Genomic DNA, 17,744 nt, shown 5'->3' on the forward strand with positions numbered 1-17,744 from the left:
GAGCAATGGACCACACGAGTTTCACCGAAATCTGCCTCCACCAGTTGAAGATGTCCGGCGTGCGCGACGGCGAGCGCCTTGTCGTGCTCACGCAGGGCAATGAACGACTGGACTATGCAAATGCGTTTCTTGCCGCTGGCCAACGTCTTGGCGCGAACATGTACCACATGCGCCTGCCGGCGCCCTTGCCGACGGGTGGCTGGAATGTTGGCGTCACCGGTCTTGCCGCGATGCCAGATGCCGTTGAGGCCCTCAAGAACTGCGACATGTTGATCGACTGCATCTTCCTGCTGTTCTCACCGGAGCAGATGGCGATCCAGGCCGCCGGTACGCGCGTGTTGACAGCGGTTGAGCCGCCTGAACTTCTGGCTCGCATGCTTCCTTACAAGGAACTGCGGGAGAAGGTGGAAATTGGTGGCGAGATCCTCTCGAGAGCCAAGGTTATGCGGATCACGTCGCAGCACGGGACCGACGTTACATACAAGCTGAACACCTATCCCACGATCACGGAGTACGCGTGCACGGACCAACCAGGCCGGTGGGACCACTGGCCGTCTGGCTTTGTCTTCACCGGCGGCGACGACGATGGCGTCGACGGCCAGATCGTAGTCGCGCCGGGCGATATCTTATTGCCGCAAAACACCTATGTGCGTGAGCCCATCATTTACACAATCGAGAAGGGCTGGATCACCGACATCCGTGGCGGCCTCGATGCCGAAATCGTCAAGTCTTACATGCAGTCTTTCGCGGATCCGAAAGGTTACGGCATGAGCCATGTCGGCTGGGGCATGAACCCCCAGGCAAAATGGCATAACTTCGTGCCGGGCGCCTTTCCAGGCGGCATGGGCATGGAGCCGCGTTCGTTCTACGGAAACGTTATGTTCTCGACCGGCCCTAATAACGAGCTTGGCGGTCCAAACGACACACACTGCCACCTCGACATCCCGATGCGCAACTGCTCGCTCTTCCTTGATGACGCACCGATCGTCATCGATGGGGATATCGTCGTGCCGGACATGAAAATGGAACGATAAAGATCAAGTCCGAGATGCACCTCAAAATGCGGTGCATCTCGGACACAGTAGGAGACGCGCGATGTCGCAGGAAGAAGTATACGAAGCGGCTGGTTTCGGCCGACCAGTGGAGCGGGGTTCGCGTCCCGCGATTGTGATTGTCGATTTCACGTACGGGTTCACCGATAAACAGTACCCAACTGCGGCTGATATGAGCACCGAGATCGCGATGACGCGCCGTATAGCGGATGTTGCGCGCGACGCTGGATATCTCGTGATTTTTACTACAATCTCATATCATCCAAGTGAGGTGGGTAACGTTGCCTGGCTCAGGAAGGCGTCGGGTATGTCGGCGTTGCTTGAGGGCAGCCGTCTGGTCGAGATCGATGAAACTACCGGGGTTCGACCGGAAGATCTGATCTTAACTAAGAAAGGTGCCTCGGCATTTCACGGCACTTCACTTGCCTCGCTACTGACGGCTGCATGTGTCGATACCGTCGTAGTAACGGGGGCAACGACGTCAGGATGCGTGCGGGCAACGGTCGTTGACGCTGTACAATCCGGCTTCAACGTTCTGGTGCCGCGCGACTGTTGCGCCGATCGGGCGCAGTCACCGCATGATGCAAGTCTGTACGATATTCAGCAAAAATACGCCGATGTGACCGATGCTGTCGACGTCATGAATTGGCTGGGCTCTCTACGAGCGCATCGCTAGATCGCCGCACCCGCTATGCAATGAATGTGCGCCGTACAAAACACCTATTAGGGCTGAAATGATCTGAAATGGCGCGATAGGGTGTATGCTTAAACGCTAAAATGAGAGGTGTTACACGCACTGTGGACGCCTTGATGACAAAAAACGTTCCGGGAACGCAGCAAATTGGGTGGAATATGATCGAAATCAAAGATGTGAGCAAGGTCTACGGGGTGGGGGCAGGCGCCTACACAGCGTTGGATAGTGTATCCCTGACGATCCGAAAAAACGAATTTTTCACACTTCTTGGACCGTCTGGCTGTGGGAAAACGACGCTACTTCGTATGATCGCCGGCTTTGACTTCGCTACGAGCGGTACATTGACGCTCGACGGGGAGAATCTGATCAACAAACCCCCGTATCTACGACCTGTAAACACTGTATTCCAATCCTATGCCCTCTTCCCGCACATGACCTGCGCGCAGAACATTGCTTTCGGACTGCGAATGCTGCGTAAGCCAAAGGATGAGATTGCTAGAACTGTCGCGGAAATGTTGGAACTTGTGCAGATGACCCGCATGGCCGACAGGTTGACTAACCAGTTATCTGGCGGGCAGCAGCAGCGCATCGCTCTGGCCCGTGCCCTGGCTCCCCACCCGAAGGTTCTGCTTTTGGACGAGCCCTTATCCGCGCTGGACTTCAAGCTACGCAAGGAAATGCAGATCGAACTCAAGCGCCTGCAAACGCAAACCGGCATTACGTTCGTTTTCGTCACCCATGACCAGGAAGAGGCGCTGACGATGTCGGACCGTATTGCGGTTATGAGTGCCGGTAAGGTCCGGCAGATCGGCCTGCCACGAGAAATATATGATCAACCGGCAGATCGCTTCGTTGCCGATTTCATAGGCGAAACCAACTTCCTTCCAGTCAATTTATCTTCTGTTGACGGTAGGGACGCCTGTATCGAATTCGAACCAGGTATACGATTGCGAGCGCGAGCACCGAAGGATGGGTCGCGCGCTGGCCCGGTAACGCTGGCGGTGCGGCCAGAACATGCTGAGATCGTCCCGGCTGGGGCTGGTCATCTCGACGGCGAGTTGATGAACATTGTCTATTTTGGCACTGGTACCGCATATCACGTCCGCGTGCGCGAAGGCGGAGTTTTTGTCACGCGAACGCAAAATGCAGACTCGTCGACCGAAGCTATTTCTGTTGGCGATCGCGTCGGCATCCGCTTGCGTGACGGCGCGGCCCAGATTCTGGGAGACTAACCATGCATCCCTCCGTGAAACGACCGACCATATCAAAGGCGCAAGCGCTTCTGATTACACCTGCATTGTTGATTCTTCTCCTAGCCGCAATCATCCCCGTCGTATTGATAACTATCTATTCCTTCCTCACTCCCGGGGAATACGGAGGGATCGACTGGACGTTCTCAACCGAGAGCTGGGTGAATGTCGTCCTAAAGCGAGATTTCTTCACTAACGAAGTCAATTGGGCGACGGAACACCTGGTGGTATTTTGGCGGTCAATAAAACTTTCGATTATGACTGCGCTCCTAACTTTTCTGTTTGGTTTTCCTGCCGCCTACTTCATCGCGACTCGCCCACCGCATCGCCGCGATTTCTGGTTGACGTTGATAATGTTGCCGTTCTGGACAAACATGCTCATTCGGACCTTCGCAATGATGCAACTGATCCGGAACGAGGGCGTATTCAATAACGTGCTCGTCGGCTTGGGAATAATCAGTTCGCCAGTCCAAATACTCTATACCGAGACCGCGATCATGCTCGGTATGACATATGTTTACCTGCCGCTTATGGTGCTTCCTATCTACTCATCAATGGAGCGATTCGACTTTCGTTTAGTGGAGGCAGGATACGATTTGTATGCCCGGCCATTTCAGATTATGCGCGAAATAATCTTGCCTGTTGTTAAGCCTGGTGTCGTCGCCGGCGTGGTTCTGGTTCTCATCCCTTGTCTCGGCGACTATGTCATAACGACAGTTCTTGGCGGAGGAAAACAACTGTTGTTGGGCAACCTCATTGGGATGCAGTTCAGTGCACTCCGCAACTGGCCGCTCGGCTCGGCACTTTCGCTGACCCTCTTAATAATCGTCGGAATTGCGATGATCGTCTTCGTGCGTGCCACGGAAAAGGAGGAGGGCGTCAATGGCTAAAACGTTCAACGTTCGTCATATGCCGGGCATTAACCTAGTCGCGATGCTATGCTTCCTGATACTATATATGCCCATCGTGCTATTGATCATGTACTCTTTTAATGCGGGCGAGGCTCTTTCCATCTGGGAGGGATTCTCGTTCCGCTGGTACGCATCGGCATGGCAGAACGCGGCAGTAAAGGAGGCGGCTGCTCGTTCTCTGACACTCGCAGCTGTCGCCGCAACCGTCGCTACGGCAAGTGGGGTTCTTTTCGCCCTAGCGACTACGCGAACGCGTCCGTGGAAAGGACAAGGATTGGCACTTGCTGTGGTCAATCAGCCGCTAATGGTCCCGGAAATAGTGACCGCGGTCGGGCTGCTGAGCTTCTTTTCGGTGCTAAAAGTGACCACTGGTTACACGGGCATGCTCTATCTTGTCGTCGCACATTCAGCATTCTGCATTCCGTTCGCCTACATGCCGGTTAGAGCGCGGCTTAAGGGGATGGACTTGAGTTTGGAGCAGGCCGGTGCAGATCTCTACGCCCGGCCAGTGGAAGTCTTTCGACACATCACACTGCCACAGCTTTGGCCGGGCCTCCTTTCTGGCTGGATGCTCGCCTTCGTCATTTCGCTCGACAACGTAGTCATTACAGAGTTCGTGAAATCCGCCGGGCAAGAAACTCTACCCACATATATGCTCGGCCAGCTCCGGCGAAGAGTAACACCTGAAATCAACGCAATCTCCACGGCGCTAATACTTGTATCTATATTATTCGTCGTGGCGACTTATTTACTTGGGCGACAGCGCAAGTAATAAAATGAACATAAACAGAAAGGGAACAGGCATGAATAGAATGGCAGTCTCAATCGCCGCAGGTGTGGTGCTACTCACATCAATTCCGGCTTCCGCAGAAGGTATCTTGAACATCTACAGCTGGGGAGATCTTTGGAGCCCTGAGATGATCAAGAAATTCGAGGAACAATACGACGTCAAGGTGACATTTTCGGAGTACGATAGTAGCGATACGGCGCTGGCAAAGCTGAAGGCCGGTGGAAACGACTTCGACATGATCGTCGCAGCATCCACATATATCCCAATCTTCATCCAAGAGGGCTTGTTGTTGAAGTCCGAACCTAACAAGCTCGAGAATTTCAAGAACGTTAATAAGCGCTGGATTGATGTCAGTTTCGATCGCGGCCGCGAGTATAGTATCCCTTGGGAGTGGGCAACGGTCGGCCTTAGCGTAAATACCTCAATTTATAAGGGCGACATCAACACGGCGGCGCTGCTATTTGATCCTCCCGCCGAACTACAGGGCAAGATCAACATTATTCCCGAGATGATGGACGTTATGGGCCTGGCGATCCACTACCTTGGAGGCGACAAGATTTGCACCGACGACAAAGCCCTTCTGCAAAAGGTCCGTGATAAACTGCTGGAAGCAAAAAAGCATTGGATTTCCATGGATTACAATACTATCGATCCGATGGTAAAGGGTGACTTTGCGGTGACGAGTGACTGGGGTGGGCCGGCCTTTATCAAAAGGCAGCGCAATCCCGACATTGCATATGGCTATCCCCAAACCGGCTATGGATTGGCCATGGATAACCTTGCTATTCTCGCTGATGCGAAAAATATCGACAACGCCAAGCTATTTATGAATTTCATGATGGATCCACAAAACGCGGCGATGTTGTCAAACTATATCAAGTACCCCAATGGCATCGACGGCTCAGAGCAGTACATGGATAAGGAAATGACCACGTCACCTGAATTCGTGGTGCCGGAGAATTTGGCTGGTCTTTCATACTGGAATGAGACCTGTTCTCCCGAAATTCAACAAATCTATGGCAGGATTTGGACAGAGTTGAAAATGTAGCCCGCGGAAACTTGAGTCGGCAGGCCGCTTCGTGCGGTCTGCCGATAAATCAGTTGCTCGTTGGGTAACAGCTGATCTGCCAACTACCCATTGTCTTAGGCGAGTTCCCCCGTTAATTAATTATCCGCATCCTTAATTCACTAATATTTTGGTGCATCGAATGGGCGGAGAAGTGATGCTACAACAAGCGAAAGCCTCCAAGGGAAGGCGCAAACCTGGGCGGCCGAAGCCTGGGATTGATTATAGAGATCTAATTTTAGATGCTGCCGAACTGATCTTCGCAGACGATGGGTTCGCTGGCTCGAAAATGCGCGATATTGCCAACAGAGCTGGTGTCAACCAAGCTCTTATCCGGTACTACTTTGGCAGCAAAGAGGACCTGTTCGACGAGGTTTATCGTCGGCGCGGGGCATTGCTATCGGGGAGGCGACATGTACTGCTTGACGAGGTGCTCGCCCGTCCGACGAGCTTGCGCGTCGAGGACATCGTGCTCGCTTATCTCGCTCCTCAATGGGAGATGAAACACAGCGGCCCTGCGGGTGCCGCGTTCGTCAGATTGCAGGCGCGTCTTCACGCTGAACCGGCTGAGCATTCCTTTCGCCTCCGCCGCGAAGTCTACGACTCATCCGTTAAGCGATTTGTCAACGAGATAGCTCTCCTCACCCCTGATATACCGAAGGACATTATCAGCCTACGCATGGCGTTCTTGGTTGGCACTTATCTGTTCATGTTGAATGATCTTGGTCGGTTGAACGATCTAACTGACGGTCAACTAGGTGTAGTCGGCAAAGACGAGATGCTTAAGCACCTAACGGCGTTCTTGACCGCCGGCCTCAGAGCGCCTGTGCCGGATTAAACTGGCGTTGGAAGTGATCTTGGCCCCAAGCTTTGTCCAGTTTTGGGTTCTCAATGCGCTCCTAAGTCCACTCTTAAGAGCGCAGACTCACGGGAGACGCGGAACCTCGCAAGGCGGTTCACGCCGGAGGGATACCATCTTGCAGAATTCTTATTATCTCCGGGCAAGGCCGAGATCACCTCGAAAGCTTAATGCCGATCATCGGTGCCGGAACATACTCGCTATGCTTTGAACAGCTTGATCAGTCAATGGGTAACCTGATCAAGCAGATTGATAAAAATTAGACGAAGCTGGCGAAGGTTGGTCGTTCAGCTCCGGTCCCAAGTCGGCTGTTCTAGGTTCCAGGTGTCGGCCCAATCACATCTTCGGTCGTCGCCGTGACTATTCCGGACGCTAGTGGATTGATTCCAACACTTGGTGCCCCCGTTTGACGGCGGCAATGATTTCCTCGGGATCTGCCTTCCATTCGAAAGGGCGCGGTTCTTGGTTGTGCTCTTTGATGAACCGGTTGATGGCCGCCTGCAGGTCGACGACGGAGTGGAAGACGCCGTGCGTCAACCGTCGGCGTGTCAGTTTTGCGAAGAAGCCCTCGACGGCGTTCAGCCATGAACATGATGTTGGAACGAAGTGGAAGGTCCATCGCGGATGCCTTGCCAGCCAGGCGCGGACCTTCGGCTGTTTGTGGGTCGCGTAGTTGTCGAGAATGACGTGGACGGCCTTATCCTTCGGCAGTTCCGCCTCAATCGCGTTGAGGAAACGGATGAACTCCTGATGCCGGTGACGCTGCATGTTGCGGCCGATCACCGAGCCGTCGAGAACATTGAGGGCAGCAAACAAGGTGGTGGTGCCATGGCTCTTGTAATCATGGGTCATCGTGCCGCCCCGACCCTTCTTCAATGGAAGGCCCGGCTGCGTCCGGTCGAGCGCCTGGATCTGACTTTTTTCATCAACGGAAAGGACAATGGCATGGGCCGGCGGCGAGACGTAGAGCCCGACGACATCGTGCAGTTTCTCGGCAAAAGCCTTGTCATTTGACAGTTTGAAGCGGCGCCAGCGGTGCGGCGCAAGACCATGCTCGTGCCAGATCTTGACGACGGAAGAGGCCGCGATCCCAACGGCCTTTGCCATCGCGCGATTCCAGTGCGTGGCCTCCTGCCTGGGCGGTTCCAACGTCAGCGCGACCACCTGCTCGACCAGTGCCGGATCGAGTGGAGCGATGCCGGGCGGGCGGCTCTTGTCGCGCAAAAGGCCATCCACACCTTCGGCCATGAACCGCTCCTGCCATCGCCAGACGCAGGTCTTCGATTTGCCGGTCGCCGCCATAATGGCCACCGTTCCCAAGCCGTCGTCGCTCATCAGGATGATCTTCGCTCGCCACGCATGCTTCTGCGGCGAACCGCGGTTGGCAACGATGGCTTCGAGCCGGGCCCTGTCGGCGGCGGTGACGTCAAATGCAATACCGGAGCGCATGCTGGACCGTCGCACATTCGACAACCGATGGGAATCCAAAATCGGACTCTTTTGTCGCGATCAATCCACTAGGATGTTTCGCTCGGACCCAGAATTCGCTGCATGACCTAGCCTGACCCTGCGTTAAAACTCCAGCGGTGGTACCACTCGATTGAGAGGGATTAAGAGACAGGGAGACGCAAAGCGGGTGGACACCTAGGGGCGGGCAGTTCGATGAGAGTGCGATTGTAGACGATGCCTTCTCTCTGGCCTTTGAACCGCGCCGGCTTTGCCGGAGACCGTTTGGTTTAAGTTATGCGGCCATAGCCGGTGCGTCCAGCATGGCATAGTATCGTTCTTCCGCCTCGGCCGGCGGAATGTTTCCGATTGGCTCGAGAAGGCGGCGGTTATTGAATCAATCGACCCATTCGAGCGTGGCGAACTCCACGGCTTCGAAGTTGCGCCACGGTCCCCGTCAATGGATGACCTCGGCCTTGTAAAGGCCGTTGATCGTTTCGGCGAGAGCGTTGTCATAACTGTCGCCAACACTTCCGACGGAAGGCTCGATGCCCGCTAACCGCTCGGAATAGCGAATGGACACGTATTGCGAGCCGCGATCGGAATGGTGAACCAGTCCGCCGCGATGGACGGGCCGCCGATCATGAAGTGCCTGGTCGAGGGCATCGAGGACAAAGGCCGCATGGACCGTTCGGCTTGCCCGCCACCCGACGATGCGGCGGGCGAAGGCATCAATGACGAAGGCCACGTAAACGAAGCCCTGCCAGGTCGCGACATAAGTGAAATCGGATAACCACAGCATGTTCGGCGCTGGAGCGAAGAACTGTCGGTTCACCCGGTCGAGTGGGCATGGAGCGGACTTGTCCGACACGGTGGTTTTGACTGGCTTGCCGCGAATGATGCCTTGAAGTCCCATCATTCTCATGAGCCGTGCGACGGTGCAGCGAGCGACATCGAAGCCTTCTCGCTGCAACTGTCGCCAGACTTTCCGCACGCCATAGACCTGGAAGACCTCGTTGAACACCCGGCGTATCTCGATCTTCATGGCCATGTCGCTCCGGGCGCCCCGGAAGACCGGCGGCAACGCTAAACTGGGGAAGATTCAAACGGCACTTCTGGGGAGTATTGATCCGGTATCGACACGGTGTTCGTCGATGAAGGAAATCATCGCTTCAGTGGGCGGTCGAGCTCCGCCTGGGCAAAATACGCCGAGGCTTTGCGTAAAATCTCATTCGCCTGACGAAGCTCGCGGTTCTCCCGCTCCAGAGCCTTCATCTTCTCGGCAACGTCACTCGGCAAACCTGCACGCTTGCCGCTGTCTACCTCGGCCTTCTTCACCCATTCATTGAGCGTATGTGCCGAGCAGCCGATCTTGGCGGCAATGGAAGACACAGTCGCCCATCGCGAAGGATGCTCCGCTTCATGCTCGACCACCATTCGAACAGCGCGGGCGCGGACTTCAGGAGAAAATTTGTTCGTCGTCTTGCTTGTCATAGACCCTACTTCTCACGAGTTGGGGTCTCCAGCAAAGCCGGGGCGCTTCACTTCGCCGATAGCGGCGTCTTCATCCGGTCGGAAAGCACTTCCACCAACGGCCTCTCTAAAGCCGCGATGTGGCAGTGCAACACAGTCGAAAGGTTCTTTTGCAAGACGAAGCACCCACCTTATCATCCACCTTGAGGAATGACGTGGCAGTAGATCGTTAAACTGAGGTTCGGCGCAAACACGGCTCTGGTTGCGGGCCATCCGGCAGAGGTCTGCGCTTCGGTCTACCAAGTGCGTCATCCCACTGCGGGTAGCAGGCATCGGCTTCCGCGCAAGAGGCTCGTTATCCTCCGACGCGAGTTCAAACTGCTTGATCTTCAGATTAAGATGCCGCGCCGGCTGGCATCAGACTTTCGGCAGACGCGTCCAATGCGAGACCCGGGCCGACCAAAAAATTCCTATTTGGATTAATTAATTTTTCTTAGCCCTGTGATCGGTGTAAGGTGACATCCGCCAATAGGGAGGAAATATCATGATAACCAAAACCGCCTTGATCGCTGCCTTGACGACAGTCCTCGCAAGTGAAGTTGCCTACGCGGATGGAGAACTCAACATTTATACGTATGGTGGCTACACAAGCGCAGAAATGATCAAAAAATTCGAGAGTGAATACAACGTAAAGGTTACAATCTCGGAGTACGATACAAACGATACCGCCTTGGCAAAATTAAAGGCTGGTGGACATGGGTTCGATCTTTTTGTTGGAGCATCTACATACACCCCGATTTTCATTAGGGAGGGGTTACTTTTTAGGTCAAATCCAAATGAAATGGCAAACTTTCGAAACGTGAATAAGCAATGGGTGGATGTGCCTTTTGATCCGGGTCGGGCATATACAGCACCATGGCTCATAAATGTCGTCGGAGTCAGTGTGAACACGTCAGTATATCAAGGCGATATAAATACAGCGGCGATTATATTTGATCCGCCAAACGAACTTAAGGGGAAAATCAACGTACAGCCCGAAATGCTGGATATAATGGGGCTCGCGATCCATTATCTGGGCGGGAAAGAGCTTTGCACCGATGACAAAGTCCTTCTGATGAAGGTGAGGGATAAGCTTCTCGAGGCGAAGAAGCATTGGATCTCTATGGACTATATGACACGTGAACCCATGATCAAAGGCGATTACGCTGCATCGGCTGATTGGAATGGAGTTGCTCTACAGGAGCGCTTGCAGAACAAAGATATCGCGTTTGGTTACCCGCAAACAGGCTTCCCGTATTGGATGGATAACATTGGCGTTGTAGCCGGCGCCCCAAACTTGGAAAACGCGAAGCTTTTCATCAATTTCATTATGGATCCGCAGAACATCGCTCTTGAGTCGGATTTCACCAACTTTGCAAATGGAATTGACGGCTCGGATCAATTCATGAAGAGCGGAATTGCTTCAGCGCCGGAGTTTCTAATTCCGGACAATTTGAAAGGCGCGGGATACTGGGCTACGACCTGCCCACCCGCGATCCAAAAGCTGTATGGCGCGATTTGGTCAGAGGTTAGAATGTAGACATCGAGTCTTCGCAGCACGCCGGTACAGCAACCCGGCGTGCAATTTGCTCGCCAAATGCATACAATCAACAGCGCCCGGTTTCTCTCTTCCTCTCTTCCTGCGGGTTCGACTATATTTCAATGTATCGCTTGGCTAATTGATTAGGTCTCTTAGACCTTAGGGTGGCCGTCACTGCCCAATGAATCTTAACTGAACTTTATCCCGGAGTCATTCGCTGGGGTTTGTCTTTGTCAGAGAGCGTATTTCGGCTCGTAATCTTCATTTCTTCCGAAGCGGAGCGGACAAGTCCTGCGTTGTTCGCCAATACATCATCTGGAAGTAGGGATGTCATCAACGATGCGGTTTCCTGCCATTAGCAACCGCCCCGCTGGGCGCTAGGCGCTCGTTGCGCATGATTTGAAACGCGGTCGTCAAAAGCCTGTGCGCAATAACGCCACGCGCATTAATCGTCCTTCGAAGACCGGCGGACGGCCATCAGTCGCTATCCACAGCGTCGGACCGGTTTTGCGTCTGTTAATCTCGGAACAGGTTCACCCGGTACCTTCATAAATACGTCGGGGCGCTGCGGCTTTTGCCAGGATTGAGCGAACTAATGAGTCTCGTCTTAACTCGACGATAATTATTCCATGTTATAAAAAGAGCGTGGACGCCGGAAGCGAATACGACAGGTCGTGCACCTGGAAACGGACGCGCCTTGTTCCATGCAACGGCCTTGTATTGATCCGTGACTATCGATGTCACAAGTAGATGCGCAATTTTATTCCTTCGGTGCACGCAACGGCTGTCCTCCGCACGATTGGCAAACAAGACGTGCTGGTCGACCGGTGTGCGGAGAATGCTAGACTTGGTTTGACTGAAACTCTCGCTCATTAGATTGGGGTGGTTACAAAAATGCGCACGAAACGGTCTCTTGCTTTGAAGCTAATCGCTGTTACTGCTGCCGCGATAGCCCTAGTCTTAGTATTATCAAATGCTATCCTTGTTTTGGTTACGAAGAGCCGGATAGAGCATCTGACCGTCCAGCAGGCTAAACTCGAAGCTGCAAAATTGGCAAATGACATTTCAGCGGAAATGACAGCGTTATCGGCTCCGACATCCACGATGGCAGCTTTGATCGGCCAAGGCAGAGAAAAAGACTATCTTGATCGTGCTGCGGTGATCGACATGCTACGTGCTACAGCGCAAGCCACTATCGTTTTCAGCAGCTGGTTCATGGAAGAGCCCAACGCTTTTGACGGAAAGGCGGCAGAGTTCAAGGGAAACACGACGCTTGGATCAGCAAGTAATGGCGCGTTTTCGCCTACGTGGACAAAGCCCGGCGGGACTCTATCGATGGCACCAGTCGCCCTCGATTATAGCGCTGAATACTACCACGTAGCTTCCAAGTCCCGGCAGGGCCACCTAACGGAGCCCTACGTTTGGGTCGACGCGCAAGGATCTTTCCTCTTATCCACGATCTCGTATCCAGTCGTCAGTGCAGATCGCCTTATTGGTGTGACTGGTATGGACGTAGACCTAACGGCGCTATCCGCCAAGCTTGGCGCACAAAGGCCATTCGGGTCAGGGCGAGTATATGTTATTTCCCAGGCAAAACGGTGGATCGTAGCGCCCAGTGCGGACCAAACAACAAAGAATTATGATGGATTAGGCCAAAAGGAACTGTCCGAGGCGATCACCGAGCAGAAAACTGGAATTGTAGAAGACGTTGAGGTCGATGGGGTCAATTACACCCGCGTCCTACTTCCTTTCGAAGTGCCGCATTTGAATGTCCGGTGGGTTGTCTGCGTCGACGTTCCGACTTCGGTAATTGCCTCTGCGGTGAACGAACAAATTACCTTAATGGTCTCGGCAGGCTTTTTTGTAGTATTTATAATAGCGCTCGTCTTATTTGTTACGACAAGAATAATGCTTGCCCGTCCAATTGGGCGTTTGGTCAAAGTTGTAGAAGCGTTGGCCGTTGGGAACTATAGTGAATCAACCAAAGATACACGTCGATCGGATGAGATGGGAGCGGTCGCAACCGCGTTGGAAAAGCTACGCCATGCCCTCATCCAAGGAGAGCGTGCGGAAACAGAGGCGACTAATGTGAGAGAGGCAAACGCGCGTGAGCGCGCTACCGCCGAGGCCGCTCGCGCGGACGCGCTTGAAGAACAGCGCCTCGTAGTGCGTGTGGTCGGGGAAGCGTTGAAGGACCTTGCGCAGGGTAACCTTACCTGCCGAATTCGGGAAGAGTTCCGAGGTGAATATGCCGAGCTCAGGGTCAACTTCAACTCGGCTTTGTCCAGCTTAGAAGAGACAATCCGCGTGGTTGGCAGGGGCGTAAGTCATATCAACGCAGGGATAGAGGAGATTAGCTCAAGTGCGACCGACTTGGCGCGACGGACTGAAATGCAAGCGGCAGGCTTAGAAGAATCCGCCGCCGCGATGGCAGAACTTACGGAACAGGTCCAAGCAAGCGCGACGAGAGCTTCCGCTGCTGCGTCAAGCGTCAGCGCTGCCACCAAGGATGCAGTTACGACTGGCGATATTGTCGAGTGCGCGGTCCAGTCGATGGAGAGCATTAGCCAATCGTCGCTGGAGATTACCCGTATCACAGGCGTCATTGATGAGATCGCATTCCAAACAAATCTCCTTGCCCTGAATGCTGGCGTAGAGGCGGCACGTGCGGGTGAGGCTGGGAAAGGCTTTGCCGTCGTCGCTCAGGAAGTACGTGAACTAGCCCAACGGTCAGCTGCAGCAGCGAAGGACATCAAAGTGCTGATTAATTCGTCTGCGATGCAGGTACAAGAGGGGGTCGGACTTGTCGGAGAAGCCGGCCGCGCTTTGAGCAGGATCACAGCGCAGATCACAGCAATAAATGAGAATGTAAGGCAAATCTCTGTGGTAGCGGACGAGCAATCCGTTGGCCTGAAAAGTATCAGTAGCTCGATAAACCAGATGGATCAGGTTACACAGCAAAATGCAGCCATGGTTGAGGAAACGACTGCGGCAAGTGTATCGCTTCGAGATGAAGCGCGCCTCTTGAGTGAAGCGGTAAATCGTTTCAATTTCTCTGAAAATCGCGGCAAGGAAGAACAAATCCCGCAGCGTCGTGTGGCTTGAGTTCTCGCCGGTTCGCATGGTTTCAGATACAAGTCCGGTCGCGCTCCGGTGCAAGTTTTTCACGGGGCGAGGGTCACCAGCTTGACATCTGGAATTGCCCCTTGAAACTGAAGTGCCTCAATTAGACCGGACAGTCGGCATAAGCAGTAAGCACAGGCTTGAGGACAAGCTTATGTCTACCGACTGTCGACGCATGGAGTGATCACTGTCAATCGGCGCGGAATGTTGACCCCTTATCGGCGTCCAATATTCCACGCCGAAACACAGTGATCACTGGCGACGTCCTGGTACGGGGGTGGACAACCGAGCAGAAGCTGCAGATTATCATGGGGAGTTTGGAGTTGAGCGATACGGTTTCGTCGGCCGCCCGGCGTCATGGAGTTGCGCCACGCCTTCTGTATCGATGGGGCAGACTTCTCAGTGATTGAGGAACGGCTGTCTTAGATTACGATGAGCCGGTCGTCGGCAATTCTGCGGTCAGGAAGTTCGAGGAGCGCGTTCCCGAGTTGGAGCACATGCTGGGCCGCAAGGATGGAGGTCGAGGTTCTCCGCGACGCTTTTTCACAGGTTCAAAAAATAGCGGCAGCTCTCGTTGCCGAAGCATGGTGCCGATGAAGACCGTCGCGGACGTTCTCAAGGTATCCCGCTCCAATGTTACTGAGCTTCTGAAGGCAGATCAAAGCCGCGCCGGCCGTATAAGGCTGAGGATGTCGAGCTTCTGTCAGCCCTCCGCAGGCTCGTCGACGCCAGGCCCACCTATCGCTAACGGCGGAGAGCCGCGCTGCTCAATCGCGAAAGGCGAGTCGCCGATCAGCCGGTCGTCAACCCCAAGCGAGTCCACCGGATCAGGAGCAATAACGCCATGCTGCTGGAGAAGCACACCACCGTTCGCAATGGCCGCGTCCACGATGGCTTTGCCATGGTGATACGCTCGAACTTTCGCTGGTGCTCGGACTCGCTGTAAGCCCACGGTGAGGGCCGCCTTGTGAGGTGACGCTCAACATCGGAAGTCCTAGTGCAAACACTAGGGATAGTCCTATGACGAAGCATCCGATTGAAGTGATCACGTCTGTTGAGCGTCGTCGGCGCTGGTCTCGCAAGGAGAAGGAGCAGTTGGTCGCCGCCTGCCTTGAGCCTGATGCGGTTATCTCCGAGATTGCCCGCGCGGCCGGCATCCATGTCAGCCAGCTCTTCCGCTGGCGCAAGGAGCTTTGCCAGGTCGATGGACCGTCGGCAGGAGCGGCAAGCATGTTGGTGCCGGTAATCGTGTCTGAGACCGCTTCGGCAGGCTCGCCCGCTATACCGGAGCCATCCGCACCATCCCATCCCCGACGCAAACGCTGTGATGTAACGATCGAACTTGGTCGTGGCCGACGCGTCCGCGTGGATAGCGACATCGATACCGAAGCGCTTGGCCGTATTCTCGACTGTGTGCTGGGACTGCGATGATCCTGGTCCCTACAGGTGTAAAGGTCTGGCTGGCGACAGGCTATACCGACATGCGCAAAGGCTTTCCGGGTCTGTCGTTGATGGTACAGGAGGCGCTGAAGCGTGATCCGATGTGTGGGCACCTGTTCGTATTCCGCGGCCGAGGCGGCGGTTTGATCAAGGTGATCTGGCATGACGGCCAGGGAGCTTGCCTGTTCACGAAGAAGCTTGAGCGGGGACGCTTCATCTGGCCATCGGCAGCCGATGGCACGGTGGTAATCACGCCTGCGCAGCTCGGTTATCTGCTGGAAGGCATCGACTGGCGAATGCCGCAAAAGACCTGGCGGCCGACGTCCGCCGGGTGAACGAAAGCACTGGAATGGCGGGGTCGAATATGATTCCATCCTGTCATGAGCAATGTGACCGAAGAGCTTCCGGACGACCTTGCCAGTGCGGTTGCACTGCTGGCCCAGGAACGCGCTCGACGTGTTGCAGCCGAAGCAGAAGCGGCGACCGCCAAGGCTGAAGCCGCTAGCGCAAAGGCACTCGTATCGCATTCCGAGGCGCTGATCGCGAGGCTGAAGCTGGAGATCGACAAGGTTCGTCGTGAACTTTACGGCAGCCGATCCGAGCGCAAGGCGCGGCTCCTGGAGCAGATGGAACTTCAGCTCGAAGAGCTCGAAGCGGACGCCGGTGAAGATGAACTGGTGGCAGAGATCGCAGCCAAAGCTTCAGCTGTCAAAGCCTTCGAGCGCAAGCGCCCATCACGCAAACCGTTTCCCGAACATCTGCCGCGCGAGCGCGTCGTCATCGCCGCTCCCACGAATTGCGCCTGCTGCGGATCGGCAAAACTGTCGAAGCTTGGTGAGGACATCACCGAGACCCTGGAGGTCGTTCCGCGTCAGTGGAAGGTCATCCAGACGGTGCGGGAGAAGTTCACCTGCCGCGAGTGCGAGAAGATTGCGCAGCCGCCAGCACCATTCCACGTAACGCCCCGCGGTTTTGCCGGGCCGAACCTGCTGGCGATGATCCTCTTCGAGAAGTTCGCCCAGCACCAGCCGCTCAACCGTCAGAGCGAACGTTATGCCCGCGAAGGTGTCGACCTCAGCTTGTCGACATTGGCTGATCAGGTTGGAGCATGTGCCGCAGCGTTGAAGCCCATTCACTCTCTGATCGAGGCGCATGTCCTTGCCGCCGAGCGTCTGCATGGTGACGACACGACCGTGCCGATCCTGGCAAAGGGAAAGACCGATACGGGCCGCATCTGGACTTATGTCCGGGACGATCGGCCATTCGGCGGGCTCTCACCGCCGGCCGCGCTGTATTATGCCTCACGGGACCGGCGGCAGGAGCATCCGGAGCGCCACCTCAAATCCTTCACCGGCATTCTGCAGGCGGACGCCTATGGCGGCTACAATCCGCTGTTCAAGGTAGACCGCGATCCCGGTTCTCTGACGAAGGCACTTTGCTGGGCTCACTCGCGGCGCAAATTCTTCGTGCTCGCGGACATTGCCGCAAGCGCCAAGCGTGGAAAGAACGCTGCGCCGGTCTCGCCCATGGCGCTGGAAGCCGTCAAACGGATCGATGCCCTGTTTGATATCGAGCGGGAGATCAACGGGCTTATGGCGGATCAACGTCTGGAGCGTCGCCACAAGGAAAGCCTGCCGCTCGTCGACGATCTGCAGACCTGGCTTCAAACCGAGCGGTTAAAGCTGTCACGCAGCTCTCCGGTCGCAGAGGCGATCGACTACATGCTCAAGCGCTGGGATGGCTTCATGTCCTTCCTGGAGGACGGCCGGATTTGCCTGACGAACAATGCGGCCGAGCGAGCGCTCAGAGGCTTTGCACTCGGCAGAAAGTCCTGGCTCTTCGCCGGATCGGATCGTGGCGCTGACCGTGCTGCGTTCATGGCGACACTGCTCATGACCGCCAAGCTCAACGACATTGATCCACAGGCATGGCTTGCCGACGTTCTCGCCCGCATCGCCGACACGCCGATCACCAAGCTGCAGCAATTGCTTCCGTGGAACTGGCAGCCAGACGCGCTGAACGCTCAGGCGGCGTAACCTGCGGTCTCCACCGGAGGCTTAC

13 protein-coding genes, 2 pseudogenes and 1 other annotated feature are annotated in these 17,744 nt (G+C 55.2%); of the genes and pseudogenes, 13 read left to right on the forward strand and 2 right to left on the reverse strand.

Features of this window, described 5'->3' with window-relative positions; genetic code table 11:
• Positions 1 to 5 precede the first annotated feature (5 nt).
• The 7 genes from ACTJKE_RS23515 to ACTJKE_RS23545 all read left to right on the forward strand — a co-directional run bounded on the left by ACTJKE_RS23515 (position 6) and on the right by ACTJKE_RS23545 (position 6,601).
• Positions 6 to 1,034 (forward strand): leucyl aminopeptidase, encoded by a 1,029-nt coding sequence (locus ACTJKE_RS23515; protein ID WP_024899993.1) that lies wholly within the window; start codon positions 6 to 8, stop codon positions 1,032 to 1,034.
• Positions 1,035 to 1,095: 61 nt separating this feature from the next.
• On the forward strand, positions 1,096 to 1,728 hold the full coding sequence (locus ACTJKE_RS23520; protein ID WP_427142553.1) for an isochorismatase family protein: 633 nt from the start codon (positions 1,096 to 1,098) through the stop codon (positions 1,726 to 1,728).
• Positions 1,729 to 1,862: 134 nt separating this feature from the next.
• The gene (locus ACTJKE_RS23525; RefSeq protein WP_243016884.1) at positions 1,863 to 2,978 is read left to right on the forward strand and encodes an ABC transporter ATP-binding protein; all 1,116 of its coding nucleotides are present in this window, start codon (positions 1,863 to 1,865) and stop codon (positions 2,976 to 2,978) included.
• Between the two features lie 2 nt (positions 2,979 to 2,980).
• On the forward strand, positions 2,981 to 3,886 hold the full coding sequence (locus tag ACTJKE_RS23530; protein ID WP_024899990.1) for an ABC transporter permease: 906 nt from the start codon (positions 2,981 to 2,983) through the stop codon (positions 3,884 to 3,886).
• The gene (locus ACTJKE_RS23535) at positions 3,879 to 4,679 is read left to right on the forward strand and encodes an ABC transporter permease (protein ID WP_024899989.1); all 801 of its coding nucleotides are present in this window, start codon (positions 3,879 to 3,881) and stop codon (positions 4,677 to 4,679) included. Before ACTJKE_RS23530 ends, ACTJKE_RS23535 begins: the two co-directional genes overlap by 8 nt.
• A gap of 31 nt (positions 4,680 to 4,710) precedes the next feature.
• Positions 4,711 to 5,745, forward strand: coding sequence for an extracellular solute-binding protein (locus ACTJKE_RS23540; RefSeq protein WP_064334254.1), 1,035 nt, complete (start codon positions 4,711 to 4,713; stop codon positions 5,743 to 5,745).
• A 160-nt stretch (positions 5,746 to 5,905) separates the two neighbouring features.
• Positions 5,906 to 6,601, forward strand: a complete 696-nt coding sequence (locus tag ACTJKE_RS23545) for a TetR/AcrR family transcriptional regulator (protein WP_427142552.1) — start codon at positions 5,906 to 5,908, stop codon at positions 6,599 to 6,601.
• A gap of 393 nt (positions 6,602 to 6,994) precedes the next feature.
• Here ACTJKE_RS23545 and ACTJKE_RS23550 read toward each other — a convergent pair whose 3' ends face one another.
• Both ACTJKE_RS23550 and ACTJKE_RS23555 read right to left on the reverse strand, forming a co-directional pair.
• A complete protein-coding gene (locus ACTJKE_RS23550) occupies positions 6,995 to 8,071 on the reverse strand; it encodes an IS630 family transposase (protein WP_427142551.1) in 1,077 nt (358 codons plus the stop codon).
• Between the two features lie 292 nt (positions 8,072 to 8,363).
• Positions 8,364 to 9,562 (reverse strand): annotated as a pseudogene (locus ACTJKE_RS23555) (IS3 family transposase).
• Positions 9,176 to 9,278, reverse strand: a sequence feature (AL1L pseudoknot). It overlaps the preceding pseudogene by 103 nt.
• A 523-nt stretch (positions 9,563 to 10,085) precedes the next feature.
• Here ACTJKE_RS23555 and ACTJKE_RS23560 point away from each other — a divergent pair.
• From ACTJKE_RS23560 to tnpC, 6 genes and pseudogenes are all read left to right on the forward strand, one after another.
• Positions 10,086 to 11,120 (forward strand): extracellular solute-binding protein, encoded by a 1,035-nt coding sequence (locus tag ACTJKE_RS23560; RefSeq protein WP_024899825.1) that lies wholly within the window; start codon positions 10,086 to 10,088, stop codon positions 11,118 to 11,120.
• 894 nt (positions 11,121 to 12,014) lie between these two features.
• The gene (locus ACTJKE_RS23565; protein WP_427142550.1) at positions 12,015 to 14,225 is read left to right on the forward strand and encodes a methyl-accepting chemotaxis protein; all 2,211 of its coding nucleotides are present in this window, start codon (positions 12,015 to 12,017) and stop codon (positions 14,223 to 14,225) included.
• Positions 14,226 to 14,473: 248 nt separating this feature from the next.
• Positions 14,474 to 15,186, forward strand: a pseudogene (locus tag ACTJKE_RS23570) (transposase); the annotation flags it as partial.
• A gap of 77 nt (positions 15,187 to 15,263) precedes the next feature.
• The gene (tnpA, locus tag ACTJKE_RS23575; protein ID WP_427142549.1) at positions 15,264 to 15,674 is read left to right on the forward strand and encodes an IS66-like element accessory protein TnpA; all 411 of its coding nucleotides are present in this window, start codon (positions 15,264 to 15,266) and stop codon (positions 15,672 to 15,674) included.
• Positions 15,671 to 16,018 (forward strand): IS66 family insertion sequence element accessory protein TnpB, encoded by a 348-nt coding sequence (gene tnpB, locus ACTJKE_RS23580; RefSeq protein WP_427142548.1) that lies wholly within the window; start codon positions 15,671 to 15,673, stop codon positions 16,016 to 16,018. The genes tnpA and tnpB overlap by 4 nt, the downstream gene beginning before the upstream one ends.
• Positions 16,019 to 16,063: 45 nt before the next feature.
• Positions 16,064 to 17,719: an IS66 family transposase gene (tnpC, locus tag ACTJKE_RS23585; RefSeq protein WP_427142547.1), complete on the forward strand. Its 1,656-nt coding sequence runs from the start codon at positions 16,064 to 16,066 to the stop codon at positions 17,717 to 17,719.
• The last annotated feature ends 25 nt before the right edge of the window (positions 17,720 to 17,744 follow it).

It is taken from the genome of Ensifer sp. 22521 (assembly GCF_052044795.1).
Taxonomy (GTDB): domain Bacteria; phylum Pseudomonadota; class Alphaproteobacteria; order Rhizobiales; family Rhizobiaceae; genus Ensifer.

Coding starts and splice junctions, on each gene's coding strand:
- ACTJKE_RS23525 (WP_243016884.1), top strand. CDS start 1,863: ATGACAAAAAACGTTCCGGGAACGCAGCAAATTGGGTGGAATATGATC.
- ACTJKE_RS23550 (WP_427142551.1), bottom strand. CDS start 8,071: ATGCGCTCCGGTATTGCATTTGACGTCACCGCCGCCGACAGGGCCCGG.
- ACTJKE_RS23545 (WP_427142552.1), top strand. CDS start 5,906: ATGGGCGGAGAAGTGATGCTACAACAAGCGAAAGCCTCCAAGGGAAGG.
- ACTJKE_RS23540 (WP_064334254.1), top strand. CDS start 4,711: ATGAATAGAATGGCAGTCTCAATCGCCGCAGGTGTGGTGCTACTCACA.
- ACTJKE_RS23565 (WP_427142550.1), top strand. CDS start 12,015: ATGCGCACGAAACGGTCTCTTGCTTTGAAGCTAATCGCTGTTACTGCT.
- tnpB (WP_427142548.1), top strand. CDS start 15,671: ATGATCCTGGTCCCTACAGGTGTAAAGGTCTGGCTGGCGACAGGCTAT.
- ACTJKE_RS23515 (WP_024899993.1), top strand. CDS start 6: ATGGACCACACGAGTTTCACCGAAATCTGCCTCCACCAGTTGAAGATG.
- ACTJKE_RS23520 (WP_427142553.1), top strand. CDS start 1,096: ATGTCGCAGGAAGAAGTATACGAAGCGGCTGGTTTCGGCCGACCAGTG.
- tnpA (WP_427142549.1), top strand. CDS start 15,264: ATGACGAAGCATCCGATTGAAGTGATCACGTCTGTTGAGCGTCGTCGG.
- ACTJKE_RS23530 (WP_024899990.1), top strand. CDS start 2,981: ATGCATCCCTCCGTGAAACGACCGACCATATCAAAGGCGCAAGCGCTT.
- ACTJKE_RS23560 (WP_024899825.1), top strand. CDS start 10,086: ATGATAACCAAAACCGCCTTGATCGCTGCCTTGACGACAGTCCTCGCA.
- ACTJKE_RS23535 (WP_024899989.1), top strand. CDS start 3,879: ATGGCTAAAACGTTCAACGTTCGTCATATGCCGGGCATTAACCTAGTC.
- tnpC (WP_427142547.1), top strand. CDS start 16,064: ATGAGCAATGTGACCGAAGAGCTTCCGGACGACCTTGCCAGTGCGGTT.